Origin of the sequence: Clostridium sp. HCP1S3_C6, from assembly GCF_052066735.1 — a bacterium.
Lineage (GTDB): Bacteria > Bacillota > Clostridia > Clostridiales > Clostridiaceae > Clostridium.
Genome location: NZ_JBQHRN010000004.1, coordinates 1 through 25802, shown reverse-complemented (window position 1 = coordinate 25802; position 25802 = coordinate 1). Strand labels below are relative to the sequence as shown.

The window sequence follows — 25802 nt, the reverse complement described above, 5'->3', positions numbered from 1 at the left end:
GGACTGTCCAAGTATAAAAGGATGGTCCTATTTTTCATAATCTTTTTAACAGAAGGTAAAATTATTACAGGAGGCAAAAAATATGAGTAAAAGAAGCGATGAGGCAGTTAGATTATTTAAAGAGGGATATAATTGTTCCCAGTCTGTTGTAGGAGCATATGCTGATTTATTTAATATAGACAAAAAGTTTGCTATGCAAATGGTATCTGGATTTGGAGCTGGAATGGGCAGAATGAGAGAAGTGTGTGGTGCAATGTCTGCAATTGTATTTATTGCAAGTCTTAAAAATGGGAATTATGCTCCTAAAGATATAGAGGCAAAGACAAAAAATTATGAGATAGTAAGAAATTTGGCAAAAGAATTTAAAGAAGCAAATGGTGGTAGTATAATATGCAAGGAACTCTTAGGCATAGATGAGATGGAGGAAAGTGCAAGACCTGAAGATAGGACAAAGGAATATTATAAAAAAAGACCTTGTATAGAAATTGTTAGAGAAGCTGCCTTAATTATAGAAAAAAATCTAATGTAAAAAAACTGACTAACATTGTGAACAAAATATTAAATTATCCTTTGTAATTATTGCAATGGCGTTTGATATATGATATTATAAATAAGTGGCTGAAAGCTACTATATAATATTAAAGATTAAGTAGATAATAATGTTCTCCGGTTTTAGGATTCATTAATCGACATGGTCTTTAAACAGGAGGAATAGTAATATGGAAGATAAGACAATCGTATGTGTTGACTGTGGTAAGGAATTTGTATTTACAGTTGGCGAACAAGAATTCTACAAAGAAAAGGGTTTTGAAAACGAACCAAAGAGATGTCCTGAATGTAGAAGAGCTAAAAAACAACAAAACAACAGAAGATAGTTTCTGTTTTAGGTTGCAAGTTAAGCTTGCAACCTTTGTTTTTACTTAAATGGTAATTTTATACTAGACATAAAGTTATTTTGTGGTATAATAAAAAAGTCTTATTAATGGGGTATTGCCAAGCGGTAAGGCGTCAGACTCTGACTCTGATTATCGGGGGTTCGAATCCCTCTACCCTAGCCAAATGTATTTAAAATACTAGTTTTTAAAGAATATGATAATTAACACATGTTGATAATTATCACACTATTAATACATTTTTTATATAATTTAGAAGTATTGAGCGTTTTGCAAAATGATTAATTTTAATTATGAGCTTCGCTCTTTTTTTGTTTGTTTAAAAAGTAATAAGAGTTAATTAACATATTTAAAGAAAACTCATTTTGTGTATTGTTTGACAAAATAATCGAAAATATATACTATAAAAAGTGTTTGAGTGGTATTTTAGACATAAAATAAGGAGGGGTATAAATATGGATGAACTTAAGAAAAAAGTAGGGGCTATGCTTACACACTTAAAAGAAGAAAAGCCCTTAGTTCATTGCATATCAAATTATGTAACAATAAATGATTGTGCAAATATTCTTCTTGCAATTGGGGCAAAACCAATTATGGCAGATGCAATAGACGAAGTAGGAGAAATAGAGTGTCAGTGTTCTGCTCTTGTAATTAATATTGGGATGATTTCTTATGAAAAAATAGAATCAATTATAGAAGCTGGGAAAATTGCAAATAAAGTAGGGATTCCAATTATATTAGATCCTGTTGGTATAAATGTATCTAGATTTAGAAAAAATGCTGCAATTAAAATGCTAAAAAAATTAAATATTACAGCTATAAGAGGCAATGCATCAGAAATTAGATGTTTGTGTGGTTTAAAAACTCAAAGCAAAGGTGTTGATTCTTTTGAAACTATGAGTGAAGATGAATCAAAAGAAATAATTATTACTGTTTCTAAAAAGTACAAGTGTATTGTTGCTATGACAGGCATGGTAGATTATATAACAGATGGAAAAAGAATTGTAAGAATATCTAATGGAAATAAGATGATGTCTTATGTATCAGGAACTGGATGCATGACTTCAGCTCTTATTGGAGGTTTTTTAGGGGCTTGTGATGATTACTTTTTATCTGTAGTAGCAGGAATTATGATTATGGGAATAATAGGTGAAAAGGCATTAGATATGCTTAAAGAAAATGAAGGCAGTGGTACATATAAGGTAAAAATAATAGATGCCGCTTTTAATTTAAAAGCTTTTGAAATTATGGAAAGAGGTCAAGTTTATGAAGAATAATATTGATTTATCATTATATTTAGTGACAGATAGAAAATGCTTAAAAAATAAGGATTTAAATAGTGCTATTGAAGAAGCAATTTTAGGTGGAGTTACTTTAGTTCAGTTAAGAGAAAAAAGTTCTGATTCATTAGAACTTTTTAATATTGCAAAGGAAGTAAAGAAAATTACAGACAAGCATAATATTCCGCTTATTATAGATGATAGAATTGATATTGCTATGGCAGTAGATGCAACAGGAGTTCATTTAGGACAAGAAGACATTCCTTGCAATGTAGCAAGAAAAATTCTTGGAAGTGACAAAATCATAGGAGTGTCTGCTCATAATATTAAAGAAGCTTTAAAAGCTCAAAGTGATGGGGCTGATTATTTAGGTTGTGGTTCTGTTTTTAATACTTCTACAAAAAATAATGTTACTTCTTTAAAAATACAAGAATTAAGGGAAATAAAAGAAAAGGTTAATATTCCAGTGGTAGCCATTGGTGGTATTAATGAAAAGAATGTATTAGAACTTAGGGGCACTGGAATTGATGGTATAGCTATTGTATCTGCAATTTTAGGTAAGGATAATATAAAAAAGGCAGCAGAAGAGTTGAAATATACTATAGAATTTAAATAATTCTATAGTATATTTTTATATACATTAGAAGAATATACATAAAGCAATTGTAATGTAGCAATTTTTAGTATATTATATAAATGTAATAAAAAATTGTGAACTTTGTTAAAATGCTATGAATTGACAACGTTTTCAAGAATAAAATAGGGGGAAAAAATGAAGAAAAGTTTAAAAAAAATATCATGTTTAGTAAGTATTGCACTTTTATCATCTGTTACTGCTAATTTTGCAGTATCAGCAAAAACAGTTGAGGTTTCTAATGATTCAGATGTTAAAGTAGAAAAAGCTGGAGATAATGGTTTATGTGATTATTATCAAACAAATCCAAATGGACAAGTTGGTAAAGAAAAGACAATTACAAGTATAGATGATTTTACATCAGATATGCTTATAGCTCAAAGTGCAGCAAATGATGATGCAAGAGCTTACAGAGCAACAGAATATGGTGGTTCAATGCATGAAAAACCAGTTGATACTTATCAGCTATATGGTGCTTGGGATGATAATAATATATATTTAATGTGGATTATGACAAATGTTACTGATGTAGAAGCTCCAGATCAAAATTATCCAATATCAGATAATGGTAAGCCTTGGAATGGTGACCTTTGTCAAATGATTTTAATGAATGTAGATCCATCTAGAGGTGGTTCAGGTGTAACAAGTTCTACAGACCCAAAAACTGGTACTTCAATTAAAGGCTCAAATCTTTGGGGAGTTAGAGTTAATTTTGAAACAAAAGTTGATAAGGTAGCTATGATACATAGTAATAGTACTGGTGAACAAGGTATATTCTCATTAAATGATGATGATGAATTTGATTATGATACAGCTGTAAAAATAACTAATGGTAAAACTGCAACAGAAGGTACTCATTTTACTTGGGTAGATGGGCTTCCAAGTTGTGTGAAAAATGTTTGGGGTATGAAAGGTTGGGCTTCTCAAAGAAAAGTAGGAGACATGGTAGATGGAAGTGCTGAATGGGTAGATTATTTAACTACAAATCATGATAAAATGCAAGATACAACTTACTTAATGACAATACCATTAAGTGATCTTGGAATAACAAAAGCTGATATTACATCAAAAGGTGTAGGCTTTATGCATATAACAACATTTGGTTTATCAGGAATGGATTCGTGTCCTTATGATATTTCAATGAATGATGCAGCAGCAGATGCATGTCCACAAGATTCGTCAACTTCAGGAGAAAAGGAAGATATAGATACAATTACTGCACCACTAGCTTCACTTGGAAAATTAAGAGATGCAAGTAGCGGTTCAACAGTTAAACCAATACCATCTATAAGTACTGATGTAAAAGGTGAACAACCTACAGGTAAAAAGATTACATTTACTACTTCAGTTGCAAATGGTACAGCACCATTTACATATCAATATTATGTTGATGGTGAAAAGGTAGGAGAAGAAACAGATAGTGAAACATTTGAATGGACACCTGAAAAAGAAGGAGATTATACTATAAAAGTCCTTGTAAAAGATTCTGCTGGAAATAAGGGTGAAAAGGAAAAGAAAATGACAATAGTAGGTCCATCTTCTGGTGATACTTCTGATGATTCTGATAAGGATGATGATAAGCCTTCTGGTGCTGATACTACAGACGCAGACAACAATAAAGATAATGACCAAGATAGCAAAGGTGATGATTCTGATGTAAAGGAAGAACCATTAAAAGCTGGTAAAATAACTATAAGTGGTTCAAAAAATGTAGGTGATGAAATTACATTAACATCTTCAGCAACTGGAGGAGATGAAAATTATAAATATAAATATACAATAACTGATAAAAATGATGATGTTGTATCTAGCAGAGCATATGCTAAAGACCCTAAGTATGTATGGACACCAGATGAAGATGGTGAATATACTGTTCTTGTTAATATAAAAGATGGAAATGGAAATACTGATGAAATTACATCTAAAATAACAATTAATAAAAATAGTGATGATTCTGATAATGAACCAGGACAAGATACTGATGATAAAAATGATGATAATAAAAAAGATGAAGATAATAAGCCTAATGAAGATACTGATGGTTCTGAAGAGATGGAAGAATTACAAATAACAAGTATCAAAGCTGCTAAAATAACTGGAATTGAAGTTAATGAAAAAGTTAAAATTACAGTAAAAGCAACTGGTGGTTCAGGTTCATATAAGTATAAAATAGTTGAAGATGGAAAGGAAATTGGAAGTTTTACTTCTGCATCAAATTTATATTATACTCCAAAAAACGAAGGAACTCATACTATAAAAGTAATTGTATCTGATGATGAAAATGATAATATTGCATATAGTACTGATAAATTAACATTAAAAGTTACAGCAGCAAATCAAGATGATGATTTTAATCAAGATGATGACTCTAATTCAAGTAAAGATGATTCAACAAATAGTGGCGATTCAAGAAGCATAATGGCATTATTTGCTACAGCAGCAATTTCTTGCTTTACAATATTAAGAAAGAAAATAAAATAATTTAGGGGTGTAAAATGAATAAAACAATTAAAAAACTTATCGCTTTAAGTTCAGTGGCTTTATTTACATCAAGTTTTCCTTACAATAAAAGTTCATATACAGCATATGCAGGAGAGCTTTCTCAAAATGAAGATATAAATAAGGATGATGAAGGTGTTCTTAAAGTAAATCTTAATGAGGATGGAACAGCAGATTATTCAATAAATGGAGTATCAGGAACTGCAGTGTCAGAAGATGATTTAGAAAATCAATTATTTTCTTGGGACAATGCAACAGTATATTTCCTATTAACCGATAGATTTGAAAATGGTGATCCATCTAATGACCATTCTTATGGACGTTCATTAGATGCTAATGGAAATGTAATAAATGGCTATAAAGATGCACCGGGAACATTCCATGGTGGTGATTTAAAAGGAATTACTAAAAAAATAAATGATGGATACTTTACAGACCTTGGGATTAATGCTATTTGGTTCACAGCGCCATATGAACAAATTCATGGATATACATCAGCAAATTTAAAAGCTACTGATGATAATAAAGCAGGAGAAGATGGAAGTGGATTCTCATATTATGGATACCATGGATATTGGGCACTAGATTTCACATCTCTTGACAAGAATATGGGAACTAGAGATGATTCTGTTTCAGATGTATCAAAAGTTTCAACATCTGAGGATGACATGAAAGAATTTGTTACAGCTGCTCATAAAAAGGGAATTCGTGTAATTATGGATGTAGTTATGAACCACGTTGGTTATGCTACATTAAAAGATATGGATGAATTTGGATTTGGTGCAACTAAAGGTGATTGGAAAAGCTATTATTATGGACCAGAAGCAAATAGAAAAGGTGGAGCTTGGGAACAAGAATCTCTTTATGATTTAAACTCTGATAAATGGGGCAACTGGTGGGGTAAAGACTGGATAAGATTTGAAAAACAAATGTATAATTATACAGTTGGTGGTAGCGATGAAAAAACTTGCTGTTCTGGTGGTCTTCCAGATGTTATATCAGAGTCACAAAGTGAAGTGGAAATTCCAGTGTTTTTACAAGAAAAGTGGAAGAAGGAAGGCAGATATGATCAAGAAGTAGAAGAACTTGATGCTTTCTTTAAACAAAGTGGTCTTAAAAAGACACCTATTAATTACATTGTAAAATGGCTTTCAGATTGGGTTAAAGATTATGGAATTGATGGATTTAGATGTGATACAGCTAAACATATTGAAGTTGAACATTGGGGCACTTTAAAAACTGAAGCTGATAAGGCATTAAAAGAATGGAGAAAAAATAATCAAGGTGAACCAGGGGCTCAATGGACTGATGATTTTTGGATGACTGGAGAATGCTATGGTCTTGGAGTTAACCTTGGAGTTGATTATTATGATAATGGTTTTGATTCTATGATAAACTTTAGTTTTCCAAAGGATGGTGCTACTGGAAATACATTAGAAGCTCAATATAAAATTTATTCAACTATAAATGCAAGTGGTGGTACAAGAAATATTTTATCTTATATTTCTTCTCATGATGATTGTATGGGGGGCAGAAAAGATTTATATAAAGCAGGAGCTTCACTTCTTTTAGCACCTGGTGGTGTTCAAATTTATTATGGTGATGAAACAGGAAGACAAGAACATGCAGAACCATGGGGATGGAAAGATTTAAGATACCGTATTGATATGAACTGGGATAGTATGGATAAAAATGTTTTATCATTTTGGTCAAAGCTATCAAACTTTAGAAAAAATCACTTAGCAGTTGGTGGTGGAGTTCATACTAAAATTAGTAATGATTCAGATGGATTTTATGCATTTAAAAGAGAATATAATAAAAATGGAAATAAAGATACTGTAGTATGTGTAACTCAGGCTAAAGGAGGTCAAACTATAACTTTAGATGTTTCAGCTGCATTTAGTGAAGGTGTTAAATTAAGAGATGCTTATTCAGGTGAAGTGACAGAAGTTTCAGATGATGGAACAGTAACATTTAAAGCGTCAGATACTGGAATTTTATTATTAGAAAAAGCTAATTTTAAACCTATAATAGTAAATAATAATAATTCAGGAAATAGTGGCAATCAAAAAGATGATGACAAAAAGGATGATAATCAAAAAGATGATGACACTAGTAAAGATGATGATAATGAAGAAACATTAAAATGTGGTTCTATAAAAGTATCAAAAGAAGAGGCAACTGTAGGAGATAAAATTAAGATAACAGTTTCTTCTGCTACTGGTGGTGACTCAGATTATTCTTATAAATTCTTAGTAGATGGAAAAGTTATTCAAGATTTCTCATCTAAAACTACTGCTACATGGACTCCTGAAGAAGAAGGGGAATGTACAATTAAAGTTATTGTACAAGATGGAAATGGTAAAACTGCTACATCTTCATTAGATTATATTGTTAATTCTGTAAATGATTCTGACAATGATAGTGATAAACCTAATGATGACAAAAACCAAGATACAGATGATGATAATCAAGGTAAGGATGATAATCAAGATACAGATGATGATTCAAACAAAGATGATGAAGAACTTCAATTTGATAATCTTCAATATAATGAATCTAATACAGAAGTATATGAAAAGAGAACATTTAAGGCTTCAGCTTTAGGTGGTGATGGAGATTATATGTATAAATTTACTATAAAAAAAGGTAGTAAAGTTGTATATGATGGAAAATATCAATCAAAAAATACATTAAGTTGGATTCCAGATACTGAAGGATCTTATAGTATTACAGTTAGTATTAAGGATGGTTCAGGTTCAAGTGTAAATAGTGATAAATATAAATTTACAGTAGTAAATAGTATTAAGGATAATGATGATCAAAAGGATGACAATCAAGGAGATACATTTGATGAAAATAATATTTTAGCCGCTATTTTACTATTAACAATGACTGGTTCATTATTAGGATATAGTTATAAAAGAAAAAAGCATAATAACAATTAGTACCTTTTTATATTTACTATATAAAATTTAATATTACAATTATTTACATAAGGCAGAGAAAATGGTATAATAATTATATAAAGTAAATAGGGGAGTTTTGTATGAAAAGTGAGGATGATTTTAAGTTAATTACTGGTCTTGTTGTTACAGGTGTTATTTTGGCTTGTAGTATATATATTATTTATTATAATATTAATGTATGCAAGAAACCTTATGTAATAAGTATTATATTTGCATTAATTCCATTAGCAATTGCATTATTTAAGTTTTTAAAATTATACAAGGATACTACGGGAAATTATAAGTTCTTAAATATTTGGCTTGTTGTATTTTCACTATTTTTCTTTGGAAGTAGTATTGTATCATTTAAGGCTCTTAATAAAGTAACTAATGTTACAGATTACAATGCTTATGAAAAAGTTATTAGATATGAAAAATATCCAAGTAATAAAAAAATAGCACATTTTCCAAGTACTATACCAGCTGATGTAGATAATAAAGAATTTAAAGAATGGGGAACAGTAGGATCTGACGATGCAGGTATGATATTATCTTATTCAGTAAGCAATAATGAAATTAACACAGAAGAATTTAAAGAAAAAATTCAAAGTGCAAAATATAAAGCTTCATCAAAAATTGGACTTGAGGAAGTTTCACAAAAGTTATATATTCCGCAGATTGTATATGATACCCTTGGATTAAATGATGAAGGAAATATAAATAATGATTTCTCAACATATATTTTAGATGCATCAGATCAAGAAAGCATAAATTCTAAATCAGATTATTCTTATGGAATTATTGTTGATAATAAAAATAGTAAAATTACTTATTATAGTGTTACTGCTAAAAAGTAATATTTATAAAAACCTTTGGCAATTTGCTAGAGGTTTTTATAAATTTATGTTAATTATTTATGAAGAGTATAGTAAAAACATTGTAAATAATATAAAATTAAAGTAATATAGCGTATATTTATGGGGTTATGGGGTGAAATGTTATGAGATTGGTTCCAATAGAATGTGTAAGAGAAAATTCTTTCCTTGGCAAAACTATATATGATGAAGAAGGAAGAGTGCTTCTTCAAAAAGGTACTAAGCTTACTAGGACTATTATTGAAAAAATAATGGCAATTAAGATATTTTCATTGTACATAGATGATTTTTATACAGAAGAAGAAATTGAAGAAATAATTAGACCTGAAATTAGAAATAAATCTACAAGTGTTATTAAAGAAACTTTTTCTAGTATCGAAAGGATATATACTAAAAAAGATTTAGGACCGGCTTCTTATTGGAAAAGAAAAAATAAAGTATATTTTTCAGCAATATTTAAAGTAGCACAAGAGTTACTTGATGAAATACTTAAAAATAATAAAGTATTATCTAGCTTAGTTGATATAAAAAGTATGGATAATTATACATATGAACATACTATTAATGTAGCTGTTATATCAATAGTTATGGGAATATCTCTAAAATTTAATAGAGAGCAACTTAGAAATATTGCATTAGGAGCCCTTACACATGATATAGGAAAAGCATTTATCCCTAAAGAAATAACTAAAAAGTATTTTAAACTTAGTGATGAGGAAAAAATAGTATATAAGCAGCACTGCAGAAAAGGCTATGAGTATTTAAAAAATAATTTTATACTTCCAGAGGAAAGTATGCTTCCAGCCCTTGAACATCACGAACATTATGATGGCTCTGGGTATCCAAGAGGCATTAAAGGTCAGTTTATAAATATTAATTCAAAAATTATAGCAATTGCTAATTGTTATGATGAGTTAACTTCTGATACGGAAAATTCAAAGGGAATTTGTGCAAATGATGCTATAGAATACATAATGGCTCAAAGTGGTAAGATGTTTGATTACGAACTTGTAAATGTTTTTTCTCATGTTATTATTCCTTATCCAAGAGGAACCCTTGTAAGGCTTAGCAGTAATGAAATTGGAATTGTAAAATATACGCCACCTAATTATCCTCTTAGACCTAAAGTTCAAATAGTAAAATCACAAGATAAAAGAAGAGAAGGTTCTACAATTGATTTGATAAAAAACCTGTCTTTAGTTATAATACAAATAGAGTATGGTTTATACAGTGTTTAATTTGCATTAAGGAGGATTTTTTTTGAATATAGTTAATACAATTTTAGTTTGCTTTTTAGGTCTTGCTATTATTTTACCTATTATTTTAATACCAATTGCAATATTATATAACTTTAATATTACAAGACTTTTAAAAAAGGTTCAAAAGGATACTAACGAAAGAACAGTGCAAACGTTTATGGTTTGGTTTATGTTTGGCCCTTTATTTAACTATGGTAAAATGTGGAACGCATTAATTTCAACATTTAAAATGATAGATAAAAGTGATAACGTTTCTAAGGAAACTAAAGATAAATTATTCGAGGTATATAAGAGGAAAGGATGTAATCCAAGAAAAGTTAAAAAGTAATATATTGTATTTGGAAAGGAGTAAATATAAATAGGCTAATGAATATATCTGGAGTACAGACACAATTAAGTAGTGATGATTTAATAAGTATTATTAATGAATTTGTAAAAGTTGAGGGGCTAGAAATTGAAAATATTATTTTAGATAATTCCATTGATGTATATGGAAAATATACATCAAAATTTAGTATATCTTTTGAAGTCTCTATAGAGATATTAAGTATAAAAAATGGAATAATAAAAGGTAAATTTTCTAAATGTAAAATATCTGGCTTTGGATTTTTTAGACCCGTAAGAAGTTTAGCTCTTAAATATATTAATAAAAAGTTGCAAGAAATTGGTATAAATACAGATGTATATAAGGATTCTATTGAGATAGATACAAATGCAATAATTAATACGATTCCATTTATTAATTTAAATATTGATGAAATATATATTAAAGGAAATAAAATTAATATTGAAGTATCAAATATTGAAATATCACTTGCTGGTGATCTAGTTAAGGAAAAAACTTCTGAAGTAGAAAAAGAAGAAGATGATGATGAACTTATTCTTCCAGTAAAAAAAGTAGAGGATAAGTATACTAAAGGTAGAAAAAAACTAGAAAAAAAATTTGATGGAAAATTAAATGTTTTACATGAGTATGTTTTGATTGTACCTGATATTGTAGCACTTATATATAGGCTTTTAAAAGACGAAAGAGTTAAAATCAAAACAAAGCTTGAAATATCAGCGGCAGTGGCTTATATTATATTTCCTATAGACATTATTCCTGAATTTATACCGTTTATTGGAAAAATAGACGATGTAGCTGTATTATTTTTTGCACTTAATAGAATTATAAATGAAGTTCCAATTAATATAATTGCTGAAAATTGGGCAGGAAAAAATGATTTAGTTGTAGTTTTAAAGAAAGCAGTAGAATTTTTGAATAGTTATACAAATTCAAGTAATGTTGATAAATTATACGATGCAGTAGTTGAACTTACAAAATTATAAGGAGAAGGTTAATGGCTGGCAAGATATATGCAATTAAAGAAGGAAATGATCCTTTAACAAAGAAAAAAGTACAAAATATAATGGTAAATTCTTGGGATGAATGTTTAAAGTATGTTAAGGGCATTAAAGGGGCAAAATATAAGAGCTTCAAAACTAAAAAAGAAGCTGAGGAATATTTTGGTAAAAAAACTTCATTAAAAAAATCAGATAATTCATATCCAAAAGATTGCCTTCATATATATGTAGATGGAAGTTACAATGTAAATTCTAACAAATATTCTTACGGATTAGTAGCTGTATTACAGGATACTATAGTTTATATTGAAGGTAATTCATTTGAATGTGATGGAAAAAATTCTAATAGGCAAATATCAGGTGAGTTAAAGGCAGCTATAAGAGCTGTTCAATATTCTTTAGATAATAATTATGAAAAAGTGGTTATCTTTCATGATTATATGGGGATTTGTAATCATGCAACAGGTGAATGGGAACGAAAAGAAGAGTCATCTAAAGATTATTATAAAAAAATGCAATCATTTATGAAACAAGGAATTGAAATTATATTTGTAAAAGTAGATAGTCATACAGGAGATTTTTATAATGAACTTGCAGATGAAGTATGTAAAATGAACCTTAATATAGATTCAGATAAGGTAGTGGCAAAATTTTTGAAAAATAACATTATTAAGGTGAATGATAAAAGTATAAAGGATCTATTGCTAAAGGTTGCACCAGGTTTTGAAGGTTCTATTCAGGTTTTAGACAATAGATGTCAAAAGGCGACAGATGATACAATATACTCAAAAATAATAAAACTATATAATGAAGATAAAAATAGTTCATTAAACTTAATTAATAATTTGTCACATAATCAGAAAAATAATTTAATTAAATTTTTATTAAATAAATTAGATTCTAATAAATAATTTAATAAAAATAGTTAAAAATATGATTATAGAAATTATTAAGAGGTGATGCTTAATGAAAAAGTGTATTTGTACATTGTTTACTGGTGTGATTATGGGTATGATAATTGGTGTTACTATTTATCCTGAGATGGATAGAAATACAAAAAGAATGATAAAAAAGGCAAAAAGAAAAGTAATTAATAAAGCAAATGATTCTTATGATGCTATTACAAATATTATGTAATAAAAAAATATTAATATTATTTAAAAAGTATTTAATCTAATTACGTCTATGTAATTAGATTAAATATTTTTTTTGTTTTTAAGACACCTTTTGTTTATTGTGTAAAAAAATGAAAGAAAAGTTATTTCTTTTTTAAAAAATATCTCAAAAAATTATATGTTTTACTATTTTATTACTAACATTCAATTTTATTTTACATTTTGCTATTTATTATTACAACTTTATGGTATAATTTATTTTGATATATATTAAAAAAATAAGAAATATAAGGAAGTAAAAAGGAAGATATCTATGGAAATTTTGACTTTAGGGGAGAAAATTAAAAGAAAAAGAAAAAAACTTAATATGACATTAAAAGATTTAGCAAAAGAAAGAATAACACCAGGACAAATAAGTTTAGTTGAATCAGGAAGATCAAATCCATCTATGGATCTTTTAGAGTATTTAGCTGAAAATTTAAATACAACTGTTGAATATTTGATGGAATCAGAAGAAAGCCAAGCAGAAAAAATAACTATGTATTATGAACAATTAGCGGAAAGTTTTATATTAAGTCATGATTTTGAAACTGCAGAAGATTATTTAGAAAAAGCTAGTGAATATGCAAATAAATATGAACTGGAATTTAGTAAAGGGAAGCTTTTATATCTTAAGGGTATAATTTTAGAAGAAAATAAAGATTTAGAGGTTGCTCAACAAAATTATTTGTCAGCAAATGTTATATTCGTAAAAAATAATAAATATGAAAATGTAATAGATACGTTTTTAAGATTAACTAAGATATCCATTAAAGCCAAAGCATATCATTCAGCCAACAGTTATTTAAAACAAGCAGAAATTGTATATTTAGATAATAATATAGGAAATGATGTTGTATTAGGGGAAATATATTACTATATGTCTAAGGTATATTTTTCTTTAGAAAATTTTAAGCAATCCCTTAAATATGCTTTCCTTGCGGAAGAAAAATTTGAAGGTGTGTATGATAAGGACAAATATAGTAAATCACTTCTTCTAATTGCTCAAAATTATAGTGAAAATAATGATTTAGAAAATGCTCTAATATATTCTAATAAAGCCTTGGAAGTTCAAAAGAAAGTTGTTAAAAATAATAACATAAGTGATGTGGAAAATAATTTAGGAGAATTATTTTGTGATTTAAATAAAATAGAAAATTCATTTAAACATTATAATAGAGCAAAAGAAATAAAAATAATAAATAAAAGTAATAATCTTAATGTTACATTAATTAATATGTGCAAAAATTACATAAAAGAAAAAGATATTGTAAAATGTGAAGAACTTTTAAATAAAATATACGATAGATTAACAGAAAATGATATTGTGGACAGGCTTAATTGTGATTTGATAAAATATAGAATTCTTTGTATAAAGGAGAGAACAATAGAGGCAGAAAATTTACTTATAGATATATACAATTATGCTAAAAAATCTGAAGTTAATGATTTTGTATCTGAACTTTGTATAATGATTTCTAAGTTTTATTTAGATAATAAAAAAGATAATTTAGCAAAAAAATATTTAGACGAGGCAGTAAACATATATAAAAAAATGGGGCTTATAGAAGAATAAATTTAGAAAGGAGGCTTTTTTATGGAAATATTATCAACTGGGGAAAAGATAAAGCGTGCAAGAGTATATAAAGGAATTACTTTAAAAGAATTATGTGGAGATAAAATTTCTATATCAAAAATGAGCTGTATAGAAAATGGAAAAGTTAAAGCTGATGATGAAATATTAAAATATATTGCTAAAAAAATAGAATCTCCATATAGTTATTTAGTAAAGGATGTATATGAACAAATAAGTGAAAATTTACAGATAGTTAAAGAGAATTATTTAAAAAATAATGATTCAACTGAAGAAAATATAAAAATGAATTTATCATATGCAATTGATTATAAATATTATGATTTGGCTTTTGAATTTATGCACATATTAATAGATGGTTATTTGAAAAAGAAAAAGGGTGAAAATATACAATTATACATATCAAAATATTATGATTTGTTTCAAAGAAATAATTCCACAGAAAAAACTATTGTATATTTTTTAGATATGGCTGATTATCTTCTTTTAAGTGAGGAATATGGTGAAGCTATAATATATTATGATAAATTGAAAAACTTAGTTGACCTTAATGTAAATAATAATAAGCATTTAGTTTTTTATAAAGAAAGCTTATGTTACAGTAAAATGGGAGAAACAGAGAAAGCTTATGAAATAATATCTGAAATTATTGATACTGTTGACATAGTAAAAGATAAAGAATTATTAACTAATATTTATGAGTTATATTCTATTTTATCAATAAGAAATAATGGACAAAATGTAGAAAAATATATTAATAAAGCCTTTGAGTTACAAAAGGACAACAGAGAATCATTAGCATTATTAAAAAGCCAATATGGAGAGGCTTATTTTGAAGTAGGTAATAATGAAGCTGCTATAAAGCAAATTGAAGAAGCAGTTAATCTTTATTCTTCATCACCTAAAGATGAATGTGTATATTTTTTAAATAAGTGTATACAAATTCTTTATAATAATAATCAATACGAAAAAGCATATGAAATTTCAGATGAAGCATTAAATATGGCAATTATGATAAATGATATTAAGCTTATTGAGAGAATTTATTATTATAAAGGAAGTATTCTTCAAAAGCAAAAGAAATATAAAGAAGCGGAAAAATATATGAACCTTTCCCTTGATTCTCTATTTAAATGTGGTTCTAAAGAAGAAAGGTATTTAAGATATTTAGAAATGGGAAATCTTTATTATAATCTTAATGATATTAAAGAAGCTGTTAAATACTTCACTTTATCTAATAGAATAAAAAGTCACATATAATTTTCAAATTATATGTGATTTTTTTGAAAATGTACTTTGACTTTCTTTGACTTTAGTAATATAATATATTTAAAGATAAGAGAAGGAGGCTTTAAAATATGAATGTTGATAAAATGACTTTAAGAGTGCAAAAAGCTTTAAATGAAGCAAATCAAACAGCAGTAAAGTATAATCATCAAAGCGTTGATGTTATTCACTTATTTTCAGCTTTAGTTGAGCAAGAAGATGGACTTATTCCTAATATTTTTACTAGAATGGGTGTTGATGTGAAATCATTAAAGCTTAGCATAAATGAAGCTTTAGATAAAATGCCAAAGGTTTTAGGTGAAGGAGCTAATTCTTCTGGTATGTATATAACAAGAGGCATGGAAGAAATACTTGTAAAAGCAGAAGAAATAGCAAAGAAATTTGAAGATTCATATGTTAGTGTTGAGCATTTAATGATTGCAATTTTACAAAAAGAAAAATCAGGAACAGTTTATACAATATTAAATAAATATAACATAAATAAAAATAATTTTGAAAAGGTGCTAGCTGAAGTTAGAGGAAGTCAAAAGGTTGATTCTAATGATCCTGAAGGAACATATGATGCTTTGGGAAAATACGGAACAAACTTAGTAGAACTTGCTAAAAAACATAAACTTGATCCTGTTATAGGAAGGGACGAAGAAATAAGAAGAACCATAAGAATTCTTTCAAGAAGAACTAAAAACAATCCAGTACTTATTGGTGAACCTGGAGTAGGTAAAACTGCTATAATCGAAGGCTTAGCAGAAAGAATAGTAAGAGGAGACGTTCCAGAAGGACTAAAAGACAAAATAATATTTTCACTTGATATGGGATCATTAATTGCAGGTGCAAAATACAGAGGTGAATTTGAAGAAAGGTTAAAAGCTGTATTGAAAGAAGTATCTCATAGTGATGGCAAAATCATATTATTTATTGATGAAATACACACTATTGTAGGTGCTGGCAAAACCGATGGTGCTATGGATGCTGGAAATCTTATTAAACCATTACTTGCAAGAGGTGAACTTCACTGTATAGGTGCAACTACTTTTGATGAATATAGACAGTATATAGAAAAAGATAAAGCTCTTGAAAGAAGATTTCAACCTGTTATTGTAGATGAACCTACAGTAGAAGATACTATTTCTATTCTTAGAGGACTAAAAGAGAAGTTTGAAATTCATCATGGAATAAGAATACATGATTCTGCTATTGTTGCAGCAGCTAAGTTATCTCACAGATATATTCAAGATAGATTTTTACCTGATAAAGCAATAGATTTAATTGATGAAGCAAGTGCAATGATAAGATCAGAGATAGATTCTCTTCCTACAGAACTTGATGTTTTGAGAAGAAAAATATTCCAACTTGAAATTGAAAAAGAAGCTTTAGAAAAGGAAAAAGATGAGGCTTCAATAAAGAGATTAAATGATTTAAAGAAAGAACTTGCAGAACTAAAAGAAGAAAATGACAGTATGACTGCAAAATATGAAAAAGAAAAAGAACATATAGTATCACTTAAAGAATTAAAGAAAAAACTTGATGAAGCAAAAGGTGATCTTGAAAAATATGAAAGAGAATATAACTATAACAAGGTTTCAGAAATTAGATATTCTGTAATTCCCAAAATAGAAGAAGAAATTAAAACAAAAGAAGCAGAAGTTAAGGAAAATTATGAAGGAGCTTTATTAAAAGAAGAAGTTACAGAAGAAGAAATTTCAGAAGTCTTATCAAAGTGGACTGGTATTCCTGTAGATAAACTTTTAGAAGGTGAAAGGGAAAAATTATTAAGACTTGATAAGGAACTTGAAACAAGAGTTATTGGACAGGAAGAGGCAGTAGTTGCTGTATCTAATTCTATACTTAGAGCAAGGGCAGGTCTTAAGGATGAAAACAAACCTATAGGTTCTTTTATATTCCTTGGTCCAACTGGTGTTGGTAAAACTGAACTTGCAAAAACTTTAGCTAGAACATTATTTGATAGTGAAGATGCTATGATTAGAATTGATATGTCTGAATATATGGAGAAACATGCTGTGTCTAGACTTGTTGGAGCACCTCCAGGATATGTTGGATATGAACAAGGTGGTCAGCTTACTGAAGCTGTAAGAAGAAAACCTTATAGTGTAATATTATTTGATGAAATAGAAAAGGCTCATGAAGATGTGTTTAATATGTTTCTTCAAATATTAGATGATGGAAGACTTACAGATAATAAGGGTAAAACTGTAGATTTTAAAAATACAATTATTATAATGACTTCTAATATTGGTTCTCAGTATCTTTTAGATGGAGCAGATGATGGAAAAGTTTCTCCTGAAAGTAGAGAGCTTGTTATGAATGAATTAAAAGCAAGATTTAAACCTGAATTTTTAAATAGGGTTGATGATACAATAATGTTTAAACCTTTATCTAAATCTGGAATTAAGAAGATAATAGATATATTCTTAAGTGAACTTAAAGCTAGGTTAAAAGATAAAGACATGAATATTGAAGTAACAGAAAAGGCAAAAGATTTATTAGCTGAGGAAGGATACGATCCTGTTTATGGTGCTAGACCACTTAAGAGATATATTCAAAATACACTTGAAAATTCTCTTGCAAGGAAGATTATAAGTGGTGATGTTTCAAGTGGTCAAACAGCTGTAGTAGATGTTGTAGATGGTAATTTGACAATTTCTAATAAATAGTTTAAAGTTATATTGTAAATTCTTTAATAACATATAATTATATGATTGATTTTGAAAATAACAGTTATATAGTTTTAAATGTTAAAGAAGGTGCATGAGAAGAAGGTAGAAGGTACTTTTAAAAGTACCTTCTATTTTTTTAGCAAAAAAATAGAAGTATGCATTTTGCATACTTCCATAAATTTTAGATTTTAGCAAAGTTCTGCTATTTCTAATAATAATTTTTCTGTATCGTTCCATCCAAGACATGGGTCAGTAATTGACTTACCATAGCAGTGTTCATGAACTGGTTGATTTCCTTCTTCAATGTAGCTTTCAATCATAACACCTTTAACAAGATTCTTAAGTTCATTATTGTATGCTCTGCTGTGAAGAACTTCCTTTACTATACGAGGTTGTTCGTAGAACTTCTTGCCAGAATTAGAGTGATTTGCATCAACTATAACAGCTGGATTTGAAAAATCGTGCTTTTTGTAAAGATCTAAAACTCTTAGTAAATCTTCATAGTGATAATTTGGAATATTTGCACCATGTTTATTTACAGAACCTCTCATTATAACGTGAGCATATGGATTTCCAGAAGTTTTTACTTCGTGATCTTTATATATGAAATCATGTTGACCTTGAGCAGCTTGTACAGAATTAAACATTACAGATAAATCACCGCTTGTTGGATTTTTCATACCAACTGGTACATCTACACCACTAGCTGTAAGTCTATGTTGTTGGTTTTCAACACTTCTTGCACCAACTGCAACATAAGTTAATAAATCAGAACAATAAATATGATTACATGGATAAAGCATTTCATCTGCTGGAGTAAGATAAGATTCTTTTATTGATCTTATAAAAGTTTTTCTTATTTCAATTAATCCTTGAACCATATTTGGAGCTTTTTCAGGATCTGGTTGATGAAGCATACCTTTGTAGCCTTCGCCTGTAGTTCTTGGTTTATTTGTATATATTCTTGGAATAATAAATAATTTATCCTTAACTTTTTCATTAACTTTTGCAAGTCTGTTAATATAATCACATACTGCATTTTCATCGTCTGCTGAGCAAGGACCAACAATAACTACAAATTTGTTTTCTTGTCCTGACATAATTCTTTTTAATTCTTCATCTCTTTCTGCTTTGATTTTTTTTAAATTTTCAGCAAGAGGAGTCATATCCATGATTTCCTCAGGAGATGGTATCTTTCTAACATTTGTAAAACTCATTATAATACCTCCTAATTTTCCGCATACTATAACTATATAATTATTGGCAAATTTGGTCAAGCAATAACAAGAAAAAATATTTCTTTTTTTATAAATTGGAATAAAAAGTATGGTATAAATGTTAAAACAAAGGACAAGATATATTAAAAGGAGTTGATGAAAATGGAACATATAAAACCTATTAATAATTATGTAGTTTTGACGCCAGAAGGAAAATTAATTGGATTTAAGGATAAGGATAAATGTATAAACTATGTTACTTTGTATGAATTTTCAAATATGATTGAATTTAAAAATAATAAAAATGATGGATATTTTGATTTTTATGTAGAACAAGATCAAAAAGATTTTGGAACAATGGAAGGTATAAGCAAGGGAGACTGTTTAATTTATAGTATACATGATATACTTAAGGCAGTTGAAGATTCAAGTATATTTCAAAGTGAAAAGGAAGATATAATAAACGGACTTTTAAAAAATGACATAAATTTAAATGTGTATGATATTGGGATTGATGATATTATAATGTCTCTTGATGCATTATGGAAATATTAATGATTTAGTATGTTTTTATTGCCTTTTAACATAGAAAATTGTTTCTCTGATATGGAATATGTATAATTATTTTCTTCTGGAAGTAGGGAAAACTCTCCTAATACTTTGTTAGAATTTTTATGTAGTCCATTTCTAGTAGATTGATTTTTTATGTGCATAATAAAAATCCTCCTTAAAAATACTTATTTTTACTACAATATTTATTATTAGCTAGAAAGGAAGAATATATACTTAAAATGGAGAAAAAATGAAAGAAAAAGATTTAACAAAAGGAAAAGTAATAAAAGTTATTTTGTATTTGGCACTGCCTATTATGGGAAGTTCTTTTTTACAGTTTACATATAATCTAATTGACATGCTATGGGTTGGTATGTTAGGAAGTAGTGCTGTGGCAAGTGTTGGTTCTTCAAGTTTATATATAAATATAGGATATGCTATAAATTCGCTAGTTGTTATTGGAACAGGGGTAAAAGTAGCTCATGCAATTGGAAAGAAAAATAATAAAGAAATAAGTGAATATATAAATTCTGGTATACTTATTAATTTATCTATAGGAATAGTATTTGGAATTGTTTTAATAGCATTTGGAAAACATTTTATTGATTTTTTAAATTTAAATGATGTAGAAACGTCTAATAATGCTTATAAATATTTAGTTCTAAATGCTCCAATGTTATTTTTTAATTTTTATAATTTGCTATATACAAGGATAATGGGAAGCTTTGGTAACAATAAAACAGCCTTTAAAATTAATTCTGTAGGAGTAATAATAAATATTTTATTAGATCCAATACTTATTTATATTTTCAAATTTGGAGTGGTAGGGGCTGCTATAGCCACTTTAATTGCAAATATAATAACGTTTATTTTATTTAGGATAAATGCAGGTGAAACATTTAAGTATAATTTAAAAATAAAAGTAAATTACATAAAAATAAAAGAAATTATAAAATTAGGTTTACCCATGGCATTTCAAAGAGTTTTATTTACCTTAATAAATATTCTACTTGCTAAAATAATAGCAACTTTTGGAGCTAATGCCATTGCAGCTCAAAAAATTGGTGTTCAGATAGAATCAGTAGCATATATGGTTATAGGTGGTTTTAATGGTGCTGTAGCAGCTTTTACAGGACAAAATTTTGGGGCAAAAAAGTATGAAAGAATAAAGGCTGGGTATAAATCATCACTAATGGTAGGAGCAGCATATGCACTAGCAGTTGCAGGATTATTTTTAGCATTTAATAAGCAAATGGTAAGTTTATTTGTAAAAGAAGAAGAAACTATAAAAATTGCAGCTGCATATTTAAAAGTAGTTGCCTTTACACAAATATTTAGTGCTACAGAAATGATATCTAATGGACTTTTTACTGGAATAGGAAAGCCTAATATTCCAGCAACTATAAGTATAGTATTTACTACCTTAAGAATTCCCCTTGCACTTTTTTTAACTAAATTTTTTGGTGTAGATGGAGTTTGGATAAGTATTGCAATTTCAAGTGCTTTAAAAGGAATTTTTGCCTATGGTATATATACATTTACATACAATAAAAAATATTAAATATATAGTACAATAATTATATAAAAATAATATGGAGATGAAGTTATGAAATTATTAAATATAGAAAAACTTGTAGAAAGTAAATTTTTAAATATGTATAAGCTCAAACTTATAAATAGAAAAGGTAATCCTAAAGATTATTATGTGGCAAGTAGAAGAAAGAAAGAAGAATTGTCATGTGTTACAAGAAATCATTCTAGATGTGATGGGGTTATGGTTCTCCCTATTTATAATGGCAATGAAGTTATAATAGTAAAGCAATACAGACCTGCTATTTCTGATTATCTTTATGAACTTCCAGCAGGGATTGTTGATGAAGGTGAAACTATAGAAAAAGCAGCCAAAAGAGAGATATTTGAGGAAACAGGACTTAATTCTAAAAATTTGGAGATTATTTTAAAACCTTCATATACATCAGTAGGTTTATGTGATGAAACAACTGCCATAGTTAAGATGGATGTTTATGGAACTATATCCACTGAACATAATGAAGATGATGAGGAAATTGATGTTATAAAATTAAAAATTGATGAAGTAGAACAATTTGTAAAAAATCATAATTTTTCTATAAAATCAGCACTTTTGCTTTTATATGCACTTAAAAAGTAAAAGTATTATATTTTGAATTTTTATAAAAAATATGTTTGTGTTTTTGTACAAAAAACACTTGTAATCAATATAAGAACATGATATTATACTAAATAGATACAAAAAATATAAAAATTTGCTATATATATTTAAATTTTTTTTGGGGTGATGAAATGAAATTTCAAAGTACACGTGGACTAGAAAAAGGCATATCTTCAGCAGAAGCTATAGTTAGAGGTATTGCAAAAGATGGAGGTCTTTTTGTTCCAGAGTCTTTTCCAAATTTATATTCAAAATTAAAAGAGGAAAAAAATTTATCATATGTTGACTTAGCATATAAAATTATAAGTAAATACTTTACAGATATTAAGGCTGCTGATTTAAAAGAGGCAATAAAAGATGCTTATGAAGGAAGATTTGATGTTACTGTAAACAATGGATTTATGGAATTATATCATGGTCCTACATGTGCATTTAAAGATGCAGCATTATTATTTCTTCCACAAGTTATGAAAAGAGCTAAGAAAGCTATAGGAGTTAAGGAAGAAGTTGTTATTCTTACAGCTACATCAGGTGATACTGGTAAGGCTGCTCTTGAAGGTTTTAAAGATGTTGATGGTTTTAAGGTTGTTGTATATTATCCTAATAATGGTGTAAGCCCAATTCAACAAAGACAAATGTCTACTCAAGAGGGAAATAATGTTAAGGTATTTGCTATAAATGGTAACTTTGACAATGCTCAAACAGGAGTTAAAGAAATATTTGGTGATGAGGAATTTAAGAAATCTTTACTTAGTAAAGGATACATATTGTCATCAGCTAATTCAATAAATATAGGAAGATTAGTTCCACAAATAGTGTACTATTTTTATGGATATTTTAAATTAGTTGAACAAGGAAAAATAAACCAAGGCGATGAAATAAATGTTGTTGTTCCAACAGGAAACTTTGGTAATATTTTAGCATCATATTATGCAAAACAAATGGGACTTCCAATTAATAAGTTTATATGTGCATCAAATGATAACAAGGTATTAACTGATTTCTTTAGAACTGGTACTTATGATAAAAAGAGAGAACTTATATTAACAGAATCACCATCTATGGATATTCTTGTTTCATCAAATCTTGAAAGACTTTTATATGAAGCATGTAATAGAGATGGAAAAATAGTAAAAGATCTTATGAAATCTTTAAATAGTAATGGTGAATATAAAGTATCAGATGATATGAAAAACTTCACAAACGAATTTTATGGAAATTTTGCAAATCAAGGTGAAGTATATAATGCAATAAAGGAAAAGTATAAGAGAGAAGGATATTTAATGGATACACATACAGCTGTTGCTGAAGTTGTGTATGAAAAATATGTAGCTGAAACTGGTGATAACAGACCTGTACTTATAGCATCAACTGCTAGTCCATATAAATTCCCAAGAAGTATTTGTAAAGCTCTTGATATTGATGTAGAAAAACTTAATGATTTTGAAGTTATTAAAGAATTAAATAAGATGACAGGCATAGAAATACCAGAAAATCTTAAAGATTTAGATAAGAAACAAGTTAAACACAAAGAAGTATGGGATAAGGATGAAATGAGAAAAGCTTTATTATCTTATCTAAAGTAATTTAAATAAATAAAGAGGTTAAGATTATGATAAAAGTTAAAGTGCCTGCAACATCTGCAAATATGGGACCAGGTTTTGATGCTCTTGGAGTTGCAGTAAATTTGTATAATGAGTTTGCGGTAGAAGTAAAAGAAAGTGGTCTTTCTTTTGAAGGATTCCCAGAAGAATTTTGTAATGAAGATAATATTGTATATAAATCAATGGTAATGTGCTTTAATAAAGCAAAATTTAAAATTCCAGGTTTGAAAATATGTGCTTTGAAGCAGGAAGTTCCAGTATCAAGGGGACTTGGAAGCAGTTCAACATGTATTGTAGGTGGACTTGTGCTAGCAAATGAAATAATGAATAAGAAATTTACAAAAGAAGAAATATTTCAAATGTCAGTAGAAATAGAAGGCCATCCAGATAATGTTGCACCAGCAGTACTTGGAGGAATGGTAGTTTCCATAAATGAAGAAGGAATATATTATTATGAACATATAAACATAAAAAATGATTACAAGTTCGTTGCAATAGTTCCTAATTTTAGATTATCTACTAGCGATGCTAGAGAAGTACTTCCAAAAAGCCTTACTATTAAGGATGGAGTATATAATGTATCTAGAGTAGGGCTTCTAATTGCTGCACTTTCAAATGGTAATGATAGTCTTTTGAAATATGCTTGTAAAGATGCTTTTCATGAAAATTATAGAAGTAAATTAATAAAAGGATTTTATGAAGTTAAGGAAGAAGCTTATAAGTTAGGAGCATTAGCTTCATATTTAAGCGGTGCTGGTCCAACTATAATGGCTATAGTAAGTGAAGATAACACAAATTTTACTGCAAATATGAAAAGTTATTTAAAGGAGCAATTACTTGATTGGGCAGTTTTTGAACTTTCTATTGATAAACTGGGGGCAGCTACTATAGAAGGGGAAATGTAATGGAGCAAAATTTTTATATTGTTGATAAAAATGTTTTACCAGATGTATATGAAAAAGTTGTAAATGCGAAAAAATTAATAAAAGAAGGTAAGGTTAAAGAAGTGACAGAAGCTGTTAAGATTGTTGGGATAAGCAGAAGTGTATATTATAAATATAAAGATTCTGTATTTGAGTTTTCTGAAAAGTCTGAAGGACGAAAAGCTACTTTTAATCTTATGATTCAAGATAAAACTGGAGTTTTATCTCAAATATTAAATTGCATATCAGAAAAAGGCGGCAGCATACTTACTATTAATCAAGGAATTCCTATTAATGGATATGCTAATTTAAGTCTTACAATAGATATGACAATGTTAAAAGGTGATATAAAAACGCTTTTAAATGATTTAACCAAGATAAGTTGGGTGGAAAAGGTTGAATTTATAGCAATGGAGTAGAAAAGATTGTTGCATGAATAGTGCAACAATCTTTTTTGCCATATATAATTTTGTTATAATAAATAAAAAATATATAATTAAGGAGATTATTAATAGTTATTAAAAATATATTCAAATATAATCAAATGTAATATAATATATTTAGGGGTGATTATATTTGAGTAAAAATTATAAACCAAAAGAATTTGCAGAACTTTTAAATGTATCAGTATTAACTTTGCAAAGATGGGATAATACTGGAAAATTAAAAGCACATAGAACTCCTACGAATAGAAGATATTACACTTATGAGCAATATCAAAAATATATGGGAATAACAAATTCAAGCAAGAAAACAGTTATTTATACAAGAGTTTCAACTTCTAATCAAAAAGATGATTTAAAAAATCAAGTAGAATTTCTTAGACAATACGCTAATGCAAAAGGAATTATAGTTGATACTGTTATAGAAGAT

General features: G+C 28.0%; 24 protein-coding genes and 1 tRNA gene. 23 read left to right on the top strand and 2 right to left on the bottom strand.

The genetic code is table 11. The features are described from left to right. Nucleotides 1-82 precede the first annotated feature (82 nt). The 16 genes from ACTNAO_RS02460 to clpB all read left to right on the top strand — a co-directional run bounded on the left by ACTNAO_RS02460 (nucleotide 83) and on the right by clpB (nucleotide 18439). Entirely contained in the window at nucleotides 83-529 is a 447-nt protein-coding gene (locus ACTNAO_RS02460) for a C-GCAxxG-C-C family protein (protein WP_441026013.1), read from the top strand. 190 nt (nucleotides 530-719) lie between these two features. Continuing rightward, complete coding sequence (locus tag ACTNAO_RS02455) at nucleotides 720-875, top strand: zinc-ribbon domain-containing protein (RefSeq protein ID WP_441026011.1); 156 nt, start codon at nucleotides 720-722, stop codon at nucleotides 873-875. A gap of 108 nt (nucleotides 876-983) precedes the next feature. Continuing rightward, nucleotides 984-1058, top strand: a tRNA-Gln gene (locus ACTNAO_RS02450). 290 nt (nucleotides 1059-1348) lie between these two features. Then, entirely contained in the window at nucleotides 1349-2170 is an 822-nt protein-coding gene (gene thiM / locus ACTNAO_RS02445; RefSeq protein WP_441026009.1) for a hydroxyethylthiazole kinase, read from the top strand. Beyond that, nucleotides 2160-2789: a thiamine phosphate synthase gene (gene thiE / locus ACTNAO_RS02440; protein ID WP_441026008.1), complete on the top strand. Its 630-nt coding sequence runs from the start codon at nucleotides 2160-2162 to the stop codon at nucleotides 2787-2789. Before thiM ends, thiE begins: the two co-directional genes overlap by 11 nt. A 156-nt stretch (nucleotides 2790-2945) precedes the next feature. Continuing rightward, on the top strand, nucleotides 2946-5288 hold the full coding sequence (locus ACTNAO_RS02435; RefSeq protein ID WP_441026007.1) for a triple tyrosine motif-containing protein: 2343 nt from the start codon (nucleotides 2946-2948) through the stop codon (nucleotides 5286-5288). 14 nt (nucleotides 5289-5302) lie between these two features. Continuing rightward, complete coding sequence (locus tag ACTNAO_RS02430) at nucleotides 5303-8254, top strand: alpha-amylase family glycosyl hydrolase (protein ID WP_441026005.1); 2952 nt, start codon at nucleotides 5303-5305, stop codon at nucleotides 8252-8254. 101 nt (nucleotides 8255-8355) lie between these two features. Continuing rightward, nucleotides 8356-9111, top strand: coding sequence for a hypothetical protein (locus ACTNAO_RS02425; protein ID WP_441026004.1), 756 nt, complete (start codon nucleotides 8356-8358; stop codon nucleotides 9109-9111). A gap of 143 nt (nucleotides 9112-9254) precedes the next feature. Beyond that, nucleotides 9255-10367, top strand: a complete 1113-nt coding sequence (locus ACTNAO_RS02420; protein WP_441026002.1) for an HD-GYP domain-containing protein — start codon at nucleotides 9255-9257, stop codon at nucleotides 10365-10367. A 22-nt stretch (nucleotides 10368-10389) separates the two neighbouring features. Further along, nucleotides 10390-10716 (top strand): hypothetical protein, encoded by a 327-nt coding sequence (locus ACTNAO_RS02415; protein ID WP_441026001.1) that lies wholly within the window; start codon nucleotides 10390-10392, stop codon nucleotides 10714-10716. 38 nt (nucleotides 10717-10754) lie between these two features. After that, complete coding sequence (locus tag ACTNAO_RS02410) at nucleotides 10755-11717, top strand: YkvA family protein (protein ID WP_441025999.1); 963 nt, start codon at nucleotides 10755-10757, stop codon at nucleotides 11715-11717. Between the two features lie 11 nt (nucleotides 11718-11728). Beyond that, a complete protein-coding gene (locus tag ACTNAO_RS02405) occupies nucleotides 11729-12643 on the top strand; it encodes a ribonuclease H family protein (RefSeq protein ID WP_441025997.1) in 915 nt (304 codons plus the stop codon). Nucleotides 12644-12698: 55 nt separating this feature from the next. Further along, on the top strand, nucleotides 12699-12869 hold the full coding sequence (locus ACTNAO_RS02400) for a hypothetical protein (protein WP_441025995.1): 171 nt from the start codon (nucleotides 12699-12701) through the stop codon (nucleotides 12867-12869). Between the two features lie 291 nt (nucleotides 12870-13160). Then, nucleotides 13161-14462, top strand: coding sequence for a helix-turn-helix domain-containing protein (locus ACTNAO_RS02395; protein ID WP_441025993.1), 1302 nt, complete (start codon nucleotides 13161-13163; stop codon nucleotides 14460-14462). Nucleotides 14463-14483: 21 nt separating this feature from the next. Then, nucleotides 14484-15740: a helix-turn-helix domain-containing protein gene (locus tag ACTNAO_RS02390; RefSeq protein WP_441025991.1), complete on the top strand. Its 1257-nt coding sequence runs from the start codon at nucleotides 14484-14486 to the stop codon at nucleotides 15738-15740. 98 nt (nucleotides 15741-15838) lie between these two features. Next, nucleotides 15839-18439, top strand: a complete 2601-nt coding sequence (gene clpB / locus ACTNAO_RS02385; RefSeq protein ID WP_441025989.1) for an ATP-dependent chaperone ClpB — start codon at nucleotides 15839-15841, stop codon at nucleotides 18437-18439. Between the two features lie 191 nt (nucleotides 18440-18630). Here clpB and ACTNAO_RS02380 read toward each other — a convergent pair whose 3' ends face one another. Beyond that, entirely contained in the window at nucleotides 18631-19659 is a 1029-nt protein-coding gene (locus tag ACTNAO_RS02380; RefSeq protein WP_441025987.1) for a 3-deoxy-7-phosphoheptulonate synthase, read from the bottom strand. A 162-nt stretch (nucleotides 19660-19821) separates the two neighbouring features. Here ACTNAO_RS02380 and ACTNAO_RS02375 point away from each other — a divergent pair, with 162 nt between their 5' ends. Next, nucleotides 19822-20214, top strand: coding sequence for a hypothetical protein (locus ACTNAO_RS02375; RefSeq protein WP_441025985.1), 393 nt, complete (start codon nucleotides 19822-19824; stop codon nucleotides 20212-20214). On the opposite strand, the gene ACTNAO_RS02370 is transcribed toward ACTNAO_RS02375, so the two are convergent. Next, nucleotides 20211-20372, bottom strand: a complete 162-nt coding sequence (locus ACTNAO_RS02370; protein WP_441025983.1) for a hypothetical protein — start codon at nucleotides 20370-20372, stop codon at nucleotides 20211-20213. The genes ACTNAO_RS02375 and ACTNAO_RS02370 overlap by 4 nt on opposite strands. An 89-nt stretch (nucleotides 20373-20461) precedes the next feature. On the opposite strand from ACTNAO_RS02370, the gene ACTNAO_RS02365 reads away from it, so the two are divergent. The 6 genes from ACTNAO_RS02365 to ACTNAO_RS02340 all read left to right on the top strand — a co-directional run. After that, nucleotides 20462-21772, top strand: coding sequence for an MATE family efflux transporter (locus ACTNAO_RS02365; protein ID WP_441025981.1), 1311 nt, complete (start codon nucleotides 20462-20464; stop codon nucleotides 21770-21772). A 45-nt stretch (nucleotides 21773-21817) separates the two neighbouring features. Beyond that, nucleotides 21818-22381, top strand: coding sequence for an NUDIX hydrolase (locus tag ACTNAO_RS02360; RefSeq protein ID WP_441025979.1), 564 nt, complete (start codon nucleotides 21818-21820; stop codon nucleotides 22379-22381). Between the two features lie 152 nt (nucleotides 22382-22533). Beyond that, on the top strand, nucleotides 22534-23988 hold the full coding sequence (gene thrC, locus ACTNAO_RS02355; protein ID WP_441025977.1) for a threonine synthase: 1455 nt from the start codon (nucleotides 22534-22536) through the stop codon (nucleotides 23986-23988). Between the two features lie 26 nt (nucleotides 23989-24014). Beyond that, nucleotides 24015-24911 carry a homoserine kinase gene (gene thrB / locus ACTNAO_RS02350; RefSeq protein WP_441025975.1) on the top strand — a complete coding sequence of 299 codons (897 nt, stop codon included), beginning with the start codon at nucleotides 24015-24017 and terminating at the stop codon, nucleotides 24909-24911. Further along, nucleotides 24911-25348 (top strand): ACT domain-containing protein, encoded by a 438-nt coding sequence (locus tag ACTNAO_RS02345; RefSeq protein ID WP_441025973.1) that lies wholly within the window; start codon nucleotides 24911-24913, stop codon nucleotides 25346-25348. Before thrB ends, ACTNAO_RS02345 begins: the two co-directional genes overlap by 1 nt. A gap of 157 nt (nucleotides 25349-25505) precedes the next feature. Then, the coding region (locus tag ACTNAO_RS02340) for a MerR family DNA-binding transcriptional regulator (protein ID WP_441025959.1) at nucleotides 25506-25802 on the top strand (297 nt) is incomplete at its 3' end.

Excerpts from the sequence above, each read along its gene's own strand:
- ACTNAO_RS02455 (WP_441026011.1), top strand. The coding sequence starts at position 720 with ATGGAAGATAAGACAATCGTATGTGTTGACTGTGGTAAGGAATTTGTA.
- ACTNAO_RS02430 (WP_441026005.1), top strand. The coding sequence starts at position 5,303 with ATGAATAAAACAATTAAAAAACTTATCGCTTTAAGTTCAGTGGCTTTA.
- ACTNAO_RS02410 (WP_441025999.1), top strand. The coding sequence starts at position 10,755 with ATGAATATATCTGGAGTACAGACACAATTAAGTAGTGATGATTTAATA.
- ACTNAO_RS02435 (WP_441026007.1), top strand. The coding sequence starts at position 2,946 with ATGAAGAAAAGTTTAAAAAAAATATCATGTTTAGTAAGTATTGCACTT.
- thrC (WP_441025977.1), top strand. The coding sequence starts at position 22,534 with ATGAAATTTCAAAGTACACGTGGACTAGAAAAAGGCATATCTTCAGCA.
- ACTNAO_RS02420 (WP_441026002.1), top strand. The coding sequence starts at position 9,255 with ATGAGATTGGTTCCAATAGAATGTGTAAGAGAAAATTCTTTCCTTGGC.
- ACTNAO_RS02370 (WP_441025983.1), bottom strand. The coding sequence starts at position 20,372 with ATGCACATAAAAAATCAATCTACTAGAAATGGACTACATAAAAATTCT.
- ACTNAO_RS02405 (WP_441025997.1), top strand. The coding sequence starts at position 11,729 with ATGGCTGGCAAGATATATGCAATTAAAGAAGGAAATGATCCTTTAACA.
- ACTNAO_RS02390 (WP_441025991.1), top strand. The coding sequence starts at position 14,484 with ATGGAAATATTATCAACTGGGGAAAAGATAAAGCGTGCAAGAGTATAT.
- thiE (WP_441026008.1), top strand. The coding sequence starts at position 2,160 with ATGAAGAATAATATTGATTTATCATTATATTTAGTGACAGATAGAAAA.
- clpB (WP_441025989.1), top strand. The coding sequence starts at position 15,839 with ATGAATGTTGATAAAATGACTTTAAGAGTGCAAAAAGCTTTAAATGAA.
- ACTNAO_RS02425 (WP_441026004.1), top strand. The coding sequence starts at position 8,356 with ATGAAAAGTGAGGATGATTTTAAGTTAATTACTGGTCTTGTTGTTACA.
- ACTNAO_RS02395 (WP_441025993.1), top strand. The coding sequence starts at position 13,161 with ATGGAAATTTTGACTTTAGGGGAGAAAATTAAAAGAAAAAGAAAAAAA.
- thrB (WP_441025975.1), top strand. The coding sequence starts at position 24,015 with ATGATAAAAGTTAAAGTGCCTGCAACATCTGCAAATATGGGACCAGGT.
- thiM (WP_441026009.1), top strand. The coding sequence starts at position 1,349 with ATGGATGAACTTAAGAAAAAAGTAGGGGCTATGCTTACACACTTAAAA.
- ACTNAO_RS02375 (WP_441025985.1), top strand. The coding sequence starts at position 19,822 with ATGGAACATATAAAACCTATTAATAATTATGTAGTTTTGACGCCAGAA.
- ACTNAO_RS02345 (WP_441025973.1), top strand. The coding sequence starts at position 24,911 with ATGGAGCAAAATTTTTATATTGTTGATAAAAATGTTTTACCAGATGTA.
- ACTNAO_RS02380 (WP_441025987.1), bottom strand. The coding sequence starts at position 19,659 with ATGAGTTTTACAAATGTTAGAAAGATACCATCTCCTGAGGAAATCATG.
- ACTNAO_RS02365 (WP_441025981.1), top strand. The coding sequence starts at position 20,462 with ATGAAAGAAAAAGATTTAACAAAAGGAAAAGTAATAAAAGTTATTTTG.
- ACTNAO_RS02460 (WP_441026013.1), top strand. The coding sequence starts at position 83 with ATGAGTAAAAGAAGCGATGAGGCAGTTAGATTATTTAAAGAGGGATAT.
- ACTNAO_RS02400 (WP_441025995.1), top strand. The coding sequence starts at position 12,699 with ATGAAAAAGTGTATTTGTACATTGTTTACTGGTGTGATTATGGGTATG.
- ACTNAO_RS02360 (WP_441025979.1), top strand. The coding sequence starts at position 21,818 with ATGAAATTATTAAATATAGAAAAACTTGTAGAAAGTAAATTTTTAAAT.